Raw genomic sequence first — 3,857 nt, forward strand, 5'->3', positions numbered from 1 at the left:
GGCATGGTGATGAAGAAGGCGAAGTACAGGAAGGTCAGCACCCGCCCGACATAGGTCTCGTGCGCATCGGTACCAGGACCGGAACCGATCACCATCAGCCACGCAAAGCACACCACGAACATGCCCAGCAGGCCGCGCGACAGCCAGCCGCGGTAGCGGTAGGACTTGACCTTGGCCCGGTCCAGCCAGGGCACCAGGAACAGGATGGCGATGGCCGAGAACATCACGATCACGCCACCCAGCTTGTTCGGCACCACCCGCAACATCGCGTAGTACGGCGTGTAGTACCAGACCGGCTTGATGTGCTCGGGGGTGACCAGGCGATTGGCTTCGGTGAAGTTGTCGTGTTCCAGGAACAGGCCACCGAAGGCCGGTGCGAAGAAGATGATGAAGGCCGCGATGATCAGCAGGAAGCCCGCGCCGACGCCGTCCTTGAGCGTGTAGTAGGGATGGAACGGAATGCCGTCGGTCGGCGCGTTCGGTGACCAGCGGTTGCCCTTCGGCCCCTTCTTGATCTCCACGCCATCAGGATTGTTCGATCCCACTTCATGCAGCGCGCCCAGGTGCAGCACCACCAGCAGCAGCAGGACCAGCGGCAGCGCGATCACGTGCAGTGCGAAGAAGCGGTTGAGCGTGGCGTCGCTGGGCAGGTAATCGCCCATGATCCATTCGGTCAGGCCGTTGCCGATCACCGGAATGGCGCCGAACAGCGAGATGATCACCTTGGCGCCCCAGAACGACATCTGGCCCCACGGCAGCACGTAGCCCATGAAGGCTTCGGCCATCAACACCAGGTAGATCAGCATGCCCAGGATCCACACCAGTTCGCGTGGCTTCTGGTAGCTGCCATACAGCAGCCCGCGGAACATGTGCAGGTAGACCACGATGAAGAACAGCGAGGCACCGGTGGAGTGCATGTAGCGGATCAGCCAGCCCCACTCCACGTCACGCATGATGTATTCGATGGAGGCGAATGCTTCGGCGGCATTCGTCTTGTAGTGCATGGTCAGGAAGATGCCGGTGACGATCTGGTTGACCAGCACCAGCAGCGCCAGCGAGCCGAAGTAGTACCAGATGTTGAAGTTCTTCGGCGCGTAGTACTCACTGACGTGCTTGCGATAGATCGGCATCAACCCCGGCGCGCGGGCATTGACCCAGTCGGCCACGCCGGTGGCGGTACGGCTGAGGATGTTGGACATCAGGCAGCCCCCTGCGGATCGACACCGATGATGATGGTGTTGTCGTCCTGGTAGTGGTGCGCGGGCACCTTCAGGTTGATGGGTGCGGGCACGTCCTTGAAGACGCGGCCGGACATGTCGAAGCGCGACTTGTGGCAGGGGCAGAAATAGCCCCCCTTCCATTGGGGGTCGTAGGGCTCGGGGCGGATTTCACCGACCATTTCCGGCGAACAGCCCAGGTGCGTGCAGAGACCGACCAGCACCGAGATCTCGGGCTTGATCGAGCGCAGCTCCGGGTTCTGCTTGAGCACGTACTCCGGCTGCTGGTCCTTCTCGCCGGACTCGGGGTCCTTCAAGCGGCCATCCAGCCCATGCAGCGCGTCAAGGATCGCCTTGGACCGTTTGACGATCCAGATCGGCTGGCCACGCCATTCCACGATCAGGCGTTGGCCTTCCTGCAGGGCGCTGATGTCGGCCACCACCGGTGCGCCGGCAAGCTTGGCGCGGGCACTGGGGTTCCAGGATTTGATGAAGGGAACTGCGGTGAATCCGACGCCGACGGCGCCCACCACGGCTGTGGTGGCAGTAAGAAAACGCCGACGTCCGGTGTTGACTGGATCGTGTACCCCATCGTTGGCCATCCGGCACTCCGATATTGATTAGGTAGCTTTAAGGCTGCCAGCGGTTCCGGTGGGGGCCAGAGCCGCATTGAATCTCGGTCGAGTGTAGCGGAACCGTTGCGCGCCACACAACGCATTGCAACAACATAGTTTGCGGGGTTGCCGGCCAGCGGCCGGCACTACCTGTTCAAAGGTGTGCGACTGACAGTCGACACCTACCTGTTAACGGTGGGCCGACCAACGATCGGCACCTACTGCTTGCTCAGCACCGTGCGATAGCGCTCGGCCAGCTGGCCGACCCGGCGCACGTAATACTGGGTCTCGCTGTAGGGAGGCACGCCGCGATGGCGATCGACCGCGCCCTCGCCCGCGTTGTAGCCGGCAGCGGCCAGGGTCAGGTCTCCATTGAAACGCTTCAACAGCCACGCCAGATACTGCACACCGCCACGGATGTTCTGCCCCGCGTCGTAGGAATCGCTGACGCCGAAGCGCGCGGCGGTGGGCGGCATCAGCTGCATCAGGCCCTGGGCGCCGGCACGGCTGAGTGCGGTCGGGTTGTAGGCCGACTCGGCATGGATGATCGCGCGTACCACGGCCTCTTCCACCCCGAATTCGCGTGCGGCCGAGGTGATCTCGCTCTGGAAGGCCGTGGTGTTCAGGCGCACGCTGCCGAAATCGACGCGCGGATTGACCCCGCAGGCGTAGCAGCGCTCCATGAAGCTGTAGCGGATCGTCCGCACCGGGCCGAGGTTGGCGACCTGGGTCGGGCGTGCGCTGGTGTAGTGGCGCACCCCGTCCTGCATGTACGAATAGACCTGTCCGCTGACCATCCTGCCGCCGCGCGGACTGGCCGGCGTAGCGGCCGCTGCGGGTGCCGGGGTCGCTGCGACAGCAGGACTGGCCGCAGCGGCGGCGACCGCGACCGGATTACGCTCGGCGTTGGCCACCACTGCAGCAGGTGCCGCAGGTGCTGGTAGCGGGGTTGGCACCGGCGTGGCGACCGCAGCGCGCACCGCCCTGCCCGCGCTGCGGGTGTAGCTGATGGTGCTGCATTGGGCACCGGCCACCCGCTTGCTGACATAGCTGGTGACACCGTCGGCGCCGAGGCACTTGTACAGGGTACCGGCGCTGGCCGGCGCAGCGGTCAGCGCAGCGATGATGATCGCCGTTATCCCCAGTCTCCCCTTCATGGCCGCGAGTGTCCCAGCTTCGCTGCAGCTTGCCAAGGGCGCCGGCTCAGACCGTGACGGCGGGCACGGCCAGGACCTGGCCGAGCCCGGTCAGGCGCTGGGCCAGCTCCTCGCGCAGCTCGGCCGGCATGGTCCACACCGCCACCGGCAGGCGATCCAGGCTGAGGATCTGGGCCAGCATCATGCCGCGGCTTTCCGCGCCCATCCGCAACAGGCAATGCGCTGGTCCGTCGGCCTCCAGCACGCCGCACCAGGGTGGAATGCGCCCGGTCAGCTCCGCTTCGCTGCCGGCCAGGCGCAGGACGGCCTGCAGCGCGAACGGCGCCTGGCTGACCGCCTGACGCACCATCACATCCGGCGGCGCCGGAGTGCGCCGATGCAGGCCGGGCTCTGGCAGCGGACGCACTGCGCCCATCCGGTCCACGCGCAGCGTGCGCCAATCCTGCCGCCCCAGGTCCCAGGCCAGCAGATACCAGCGCCGTCCGTAGTTGACCAGGTGCTGGGCCTCGACTTCCCGTTGCGTCACCGCGTCCTGCGCGCTGCGGTATTCGAAGGCCAGCCGCGCGGCCTGCCGGCAATGCTGGGCCAGCTGCCCGAGCAGGCGCGCGTCGGTGGACGGCAGGTCAGACAGGGTCGCAGTGGCGGCATGCACTTCGCCGGCCTGCTGGCGGCGACGCGCCGGCACCAGCGGGTCGAGCTTGGACAGCAGGCCCCGTGCCGTGTCGTCGATGCCGGAGACCGTGGCCGACGCCGCGCGCAGGGCAATCGCCAGTGTGGTGGCCTCCTCCTCATCCAGCAGCATCGGCAGCACCGGCGCACCCGCACCCAGCCGATAGCCCCCGCCTACGCCTGCCGAGGCCTGCACCGGG

At 66.3% G+C, this 3,857-nt stretch carries 4 protein-coding genes; all 4 read right to left on the reverse strand.

The window, feature by feature from the left end:
* On the reverse strand, window positions 1–1,199 hold a 1,199-nt coding region (locus AB4Y84_RS15665; protein WP_442250401.1), incomplete at its 3' end, for a cytochrome b.
* The gene (gene petA / locus AB4Y84_RS15670; RefSeq protein WP_025875286.1) at window positions 1,199–1,819 is read right to left on the reverse strand and encodes a ubiquinol-cytochrome c reductase iron-sulfur subunit; all 621 of its coding nucleotides are present in this window, start codon (window positions 1,817–1,819) and stop codon (window positions 1,199–1,201) included. The genes petA and AB4Y84_RS15665, both read right to left, overlap by 1 nt.
* 230 nt (window positions 1,820–2,049) lie before the next feature.
* Complete coding sequence (locus AB4Y84_RS15675; RefSeq protein ID WP_442243720.1) at window positions 2,050–2,988, reverse strand: lytic transglycosylase domain-containing protein; 939 nt, start codon at window positions 2,986–2,988, stop codon at window positions 2,050–2,052.
* Between the two features lie 46 nt (window positions 2,989–3,034).
* Window positions 3,035–3,857, reverse strand: an 823-nt coding sequence (locus AB4Y84_RS15680) for a helix-turn-helix transcriptional regulator (protein WP_442250402.1), incomplete at its 5' end; no start/stop codon positions are given.

Source organism: Stenotrophomonas sp. 2YAF22 (assembly GCF_052114665.1).
Taxonomy (GTDB): domain Bacteria; phylum Pseudomonadota; class Gammaproteobacteria; order Xanthomonadales; family Xanthomonadaceae; genus Stenotrophomonas; species Stenotrophomonas indicatrix.

What these genes read in the sequence shown, in the direction of transcription:
- petA (WP_025875286.1), bottom strand. Translation starts at nt 1,819, where the DNA reads ATGGCCAACGATGGGGTACACGATCCAGTCAACACCGGACGTCGGCGT.
- AB4Y84_RS15675 (WP_442243720.1), bottom strand. Translation starts at nt 2,988, where the DNA reads ATGAAGGGGAGACTGGGGATAACGGCGATCATCATCGCTGCGCTGACC.